A 5,159-nucleotide genomic window follows, 5' to 3' on the forward strand; every position below is an offset into this window, starting at 1 on the left:
TTAATTCGCTTATGTGTTTACGGTGTAACTAGCTAGTCTAGTTTAAAGCGTTGCTCACACCTTAACGCGGCGTTAGTTTGCAAGAGGAAAAACGCAGCTATATCGCAGGATCTAGTGGTAAAAGCTCAAAGTCGAAATTGTCGTATCGGCGTTCAATTTCAGTGTTAACGAGCGTGGTGAAAATCCAAAATTGGCATCTTTTTAACGGTTGGTTTGTTCTTTGTTGTGGCTACTTTTGGGTCAATTGAGCTGAACTCTTTTGTTGAAACTCTGCTCGTTAAGTTTGCTGGTACAAAAGCCGATTTACTCGCTGAAATAACGTTTTCTCTGAAGTGGTAAATTCATGTGGTTTCAGTGACTCTGTTGAAAGTCCGCATTGTGATATTGGTTTTCCAAAAGCGCTTTTTGGTGTTGTGAGTTCATTTTCTGCGGCGTTGTTTGTTCCATGTGGTTTCATTGATTAGCCGCTTTTAGACTACGCCTGACTTAAGTACATCAAAACACATAAAGTTTATTGTTTGCAAAGTCTAAAATGACTTAAAATCAACGCTTTGGGTTTGCAAACTAACAAACTGCTCAAGAGGGATTCACAACGCGTGGCATTTTTACTATGCGTTGATTTTAGTGATTAAGGCGGTATGCAGCGGCTTCGGTATTGCGTTGTTCACCCCTTAGCAGAGCGTTATGCATATAGGAGTTTTGATGCACCAAAAGTTAATGTCGGTTTTACTTAATGAAGATGAACTAGGGGCTGTTATCAGAGCTCACATGGCTTTGGAGCAAGATGTAGATCGTTTTGTATCGCTAGTTGCTACTAATTCTGACTACATTCAGAAGATGCAAATAGATTTCTCGAATAAGCTCAAACTTGCTGTTGCATTTGGCTTGGACGAGGAAATATACAAGCCACTTGTATCAGTTACCAACATTCGTAATAAGTTTGCCCACCGAGCAGACATGCAGCTGTCAAAGTCGGAAGTTAATAACTTTTATAAAAGCTTTACTTCTGAAGATCAGGCTCTTATTCAAGAGGTTATTTCCAACAATCCTGATAGACCGCCCGGTTTAGGAAAAAAGTACTCGCTTCTTTCAGGCAAAGAGCAGTTTGTGGTTATGGTGTTCTATTTAGCAATTCGCTTGTGGCATGAAGTTGAAATTGAATTGGAATATATACTGGAGCAAGTTGAAGAAAGTACTGAGTAACATTAAATATGCATAACAAAGCGTTTAAGACGGATTCCCAACGCTCGGCATTCTCAGTTTGATTCAGCTTTAGTGTTTACGGCACAATGGTTTAGGTAGGGTGGTCTGCGTTGCTCACCACTTAACGCGGCGTTAGGCAGCAACTATGAAATTGACTTAAATCAGGTTATTCTTCAATTCAAAAGTTGACCTGTTGATTGACTACTAAGCTCTATGTACATGAATGTTAGCTAAGTACATAAGGAGCATATTATGGAGTCTTTTGATAATGTTATTGAGTCAGCATGCACAACTCAAATTACGTATTTATTTGGTGTCTTAGTTAAGGCTCTCGCTAATTCTGATGAAGAGTCCCAAGCCGATGCTGTGAAGCGTTTTCGAAGGGGTCTTCTAAATATAAACCATGCCAAATATTTAGCTTTAAAAGCTGGAAATGAATTACCAATCATGCCTGAAATAAATCTTGATAAAGAACTAAGATTTATCGAAATCATTGATGATATGTTTGTTGAGTGTGGAATATGTGGCGGTAAAGTTGACTTAAGAACTGGAAAATGTCCATGTGATTTCAACAATTAGTCCCAACTGCCTAACAATCTGTTTAAGAGTGATTCGCAACGCTTGGCATTTTTGCTATGCGTTGCGTTTTGTGTTTAAGGTGGTATGCGGGAGCTTCGGTATTGCGTTGCTCACACCTTAACAGGGCGTTAGCAAAACCATTCAACCAGATATCGACTTTTATACCGATTGTGGTAATTTACAATCATCAATTTTACATAGTTTCAGCTATATATGATTTACATCGAAAGAATAATTAGAAAGATGAAACAAGGCCAAACGGGGCCTTACCTTTGTGTTGGCGATGACAATAATCAGTATATTGTAAAAGGGCCTAATACTACCTATCGAGGGCTAATTAACGAATGGGTATGTGGGAAGCTAGGAAAGGCTATTGGGTTACCAGTCCCCGATTTTGAAATTGCTTACGTTGACGGTTCTCTACTGGAGTATGGACACTACGAGCTCAGTGAAGGTGATTGGTTTGCATCTAAGTATGAAGACAATATTCAAGATGTCCCTTACCAAAAATTATGTGAACTTGACTCAGATGGCCTGAAGCTGTTGTTTCTATTCGACTACTGGATCAAAAATGGCGACCGTAATCTTACACAAAGTGGCGGCAACCCTAATCTGTTCATCCGCTCGGATCTTCAGTCTTTTATTGTTCTAGACCACAATCTAGCCTTTGATGTTGACCACGATGAGACATTTCATGACTTGAAAGCACTTCATGTGGGTTCAAGTGCTTGGTTTTCTGAACAAATGTCGTTACTAGACCATGAGTCGTACGAAGAATTACTGGAAAATTGCTTCAGAGAACTAGACTCTATATTAGAGTCTATACCAGAAGAATGGCTCGAAAACTGCGGTGATGATGGTATTGTAGAAGAGATTCGAGTAACATTATCACGCTTTAGAACACCTGAATTTTGGGAGGGTATAAAATGAAAAATCTAGTACGTTATTCAGTAATACGTTTTATGCCTTTTACTGAAACTCAAGAGTTTGCTAACGTCGGTATTGTGATTCACGCACCTCAAACAGGTAGTGTGCTGTTTAGGTTGGCAAATAAAAGGTTTGGCCGAGTTTCTCAGTTTTTTGATGACCTTGATGGTCAGTTATACTCTAATGCTATCGAAATGTTTAATTTCGAGCTTAAGCGTATTCAAGATTTTGCTAAAGGAATGCGTGGAAAAGAGTTAGCCGGTTTCATGGATGAAGTTACAAGACAAAGAGAGGGGTTCCTTACTTTTAGTGAGACTGCTGCTCTTTTGACTAGTGATTCACTTGAACTTGTTTTAGAAAAACTGTTTGAGCAATATGTTGGTAGAAGCTTCAACACAAAAGAGCATCGAGAGACGCTTTTAGTTAAAAGCCTCAAAAAACAATTGGATGGTGTAACGAAATATAAGTTTACTAAAAGTAAACTGAATGCGGATTATGTGTCTTTCGAGTTACCATTGGTAGCCACGGATAGAGTTACAACGAAAGCTATTAAACCGCTCAGCTTTTACCAAGATAAGCCTCTAAAGCTGATCGATCATGGTGAGTTTTGGATTTCAAGAGTTAAGCATTTACTAAACTCAAATACTCTTGACGCTAGCGATTTTCTTTTTGCAATTGATCGTCCTGAGTATAAAGATAAAAATCTCGAGGCTGCATTTAAGTCTTTAGAAGATGAAATGAACTCATTAGGTGTTAATGTTTATGACGTTCGCGACCTTCGAAATATTGAAAACTTTGCAAGGTTTGAGTCAGAAAAAGCAGAGAACTTTAAACTAGCTCACTGATAAACAGGTTTTGCTAACAAAGCATTTAAGAGTGATTCCCAACGCTTGGCATTTTCAGCTTCGCGTTGGGTTTTGTGTTTATGGCGCAGTAGTTTTGTTTCGTGATAGCGTTGCTCACACCTTAATGCGGCGTTATAAAGATTTGGAGGAACAGCAGATAAATGGAAGTATTTGCCGAATTACTTAAGCAAGGTGAATATTGGATTGCAGCGGCTACTTTAGTTTTGCTTGTGGCTGTGCAGCTTCCCAAGATAATGGAGTTCTACCGTATTAATCGCAATCAACGTTGCCAAGCGATAACGGAGGCTCTCAATGATCCGAATGTATCATCAGAACTGAAGTTACATTTAGCGAATGAACTCAATATTGAGCACTTTAGGAAAATCCATGGAACTAGGGTAAGCATACCGATGCTAAATGCTGTTTTTGTCCTCAATGAACGAGTTGGTAGCAAAGTATCATTTCGTCATGTGCTTAAAACAATTGGATCTTTCCCTGATGTTTCGGACCTTGCAGAAATCTCCTTTATAGTGCAATTGTCTAAGTTTGATAAGGCTTTTGGGGTGTTTAATCTAGTTTTCGGTTTGATAATTGCGACAGTCGGATTTGTTAGTTTTGTAATTTCGTTGTACTCATTGGCAGTCTCTTTCAATGTAAGTTATCTGGTTTTAGCGCTCATAAGTATTCCAATCGGTTTCAATATGCTTAGTGATGGTAGCGTCTTGTTCTCGGTTTTCCATGTAAATAATGCACTTGATTCATATCAAAACGAGCATCAGGAAAAATCTTTATAACAAGGCGTTTAAGAGGGATTCATGCCGCATGGCATTTTTGGTATGCGGTTGGTTTTGGTGGTGAAAGTGGTCTGCTGAAACTTGGTTTATGCGGCACTCACCCCTTAACGCAGCGTTATACGATTAAGGAGAGAAATGAAGCCTGATTTACACGGAGGTAGAATTGTTTTGAGGTCAATTCAAACGAATGATTCTGATGATTTGTTTGAAATTTATGGTGATATTCAAACAATGGAATTTGCCTCAGACCCAGTTTTTACATCGAAAGATATGATAGTTCAGATGCTAGAAAGCGTCGTCCGGCTGGAGAAATCAGGTGAATCGTTGGAATGGGCGATTATGGATCAAGCGACAAACAAAGTTATTGGAACCTGCGGCTTACATAGTTTTAGAGATAACAGTGATTCCTGTGAGGTCGGATGCTTACTAAATTCATCGTACTGGCGGCAAGGGTATATGTCGGAAGCTCTTAGTTTATTATTTTCTCATGCTAAATCTTTGGGCATTGAAAGACTGTATGCAGATATTGATGAGGGTAACTTTCGGTCTCAAGCTTTGTTTAATAAGCTAGGTTTCAAAGCTAAAAACGGTCAGTTTCAGCGCTTGCTGTGAGGCATCGTATAACAAACTGTTCAAGAGGGATTCACAACGCGTGGCATTTTCACTATGCGTTGAATTTAGTGCTTAAGGTGGTATGCGGCGGCTCCGGTATCGCGTTGCTCACCCCTTAACAGGGCGTTAGCTATTTATAGGAATCGTCACTTATTAATCTTTATCCACTATAGGAATTGTTGTGATAGATAAAACTGAG

The 5,159-nt window shown here is 39.2% G+C and carries 6 protein-coding genes; all 6 read left to right on the forward strand.

The genetic code is table 11. The annotated features are described in order from the left end of the window. Positions 1-702: 702 nt before the first annotated feature. The 6 genes from R7190_RS25265 (at position 703) to R7190_RS25295 (ending at position 4,960) form a co-directional block, all read left to right on the forward strand. The gene (locus tag R7190_RS25265) at positions 703-1,203 is read left to right on the forward strand and encodes a hypothetical protein (protein WP_167415283.1); all 501 of its coding nucleotides are present in this window, start codon (positions 703-705) and stop codon (positions 1,201-1,203) included. Positions 1,204-1,455: 252 nt separating this feature from the next. Beyond that, positions 1,456-1,782, forward strand: coding sequence for a hypothetical protein (locus tag R7190_RS25270; protein ID WP_050907515.1), 327 nt, complete (start codon positions 1,456-1,458; stop codon positions 1,780-1,782). A gap of 213 nt (positions 1,783-1,995) precedes the next feature. Continuing rightward, positions 1,996-2,712, forward strand: coding sequence for a HipA family kinase (locus tag R7190_RS25275; protein ID WP_186584891.1), 717 nt, complete (start codon positions 1,996-1,998; stop codon positions 2,710-2,712). Beyond that, a complete protein-coding gene (locus R7190_RS25280) occupies positions 2,709-3,554 on the forward strand; it encodes a DUF3037 domain-containing protein (RefSeq protein ID WP_186584892.1) in 846 nt (281 codons plus the stop codon). Before R7190_RS25275 ends, R7190_RS25280 begins: the two co-directional genes overlap by 4 nt. 161 nt (positions 3,555-3,715) lie before the next feature. After that, complete coding sequence (locus R7190_RS25285) at positions 3,716-4,348, forward strand: hypothetical protein (RefSeq protein WP_186584893.1); 633 nt, start codon at positions 3,716-3,718, stop codon at positions 4,346-4,348. A 135-nt stretch (positions 4,349-4,483) separates the two neighbouring features. Then, positions 4,484-4,960 (forward strand): GNAT family N-acetyltransferase, encoded by a 477-nt coding sequence (locus R7190_RS25295; RefSeq protein ID WP_186584894.1) that lies wholly within the window; start codon positions 4,484-4,486, stop codon positions 4,958-4,960. Positions 4,961-5,159 lie beyond the last annotated feature (199 nt).

It is taken from the genome of Vibrio sp. 1078-1, from assembly GCF_033340475.1.

Excerpts from the sequence above, each read along its gene's own strand:
- R7190_RS25275 (WP_186584891.1), top strand. The coding sequence starts at position 1,996 with ATGATTTACATCGAAAGAATAATTAGAAAGATGAAACAAGGCCAAACG.
- R7190_RS25285 (WP_186584893.1), top strand. The coding sequence starts at position 3,716 with ATGGAAGTATTTGCCGAATTACTTAAGCAAGGTGAATATTGGATTGCA.
- R7190_RS25295 (WP_186584894.1), top strand. The coding sequence starts at position 4,484 with ATGAAGCCTGATTTACACGGAGGTAGAATTGTTTTGAGGTCAATTCAA.
- R7190_RS25265 (WP_167415283.1), top strand. The coding sequence starts at position 703 with ATGCACCAAAAGTTAATGTCGGTTTTACTTAATGAAGATGAACTAGGG.
- R7190_RS25270 (WP_050907515.1), top strand. The coding sequence starts at position 1,456 with ATGGAGTCTTTTGATAATGTTATTGAGTCAGCATGCACAACTCAAATT.
- R7190_RS25280 (WP_186584892.1), top strand. The coding sequence starts at position 2,709 with ATGAAAAATCTAGTACGTTATTCAGTAATACGTTTTATGCCTTTTACT.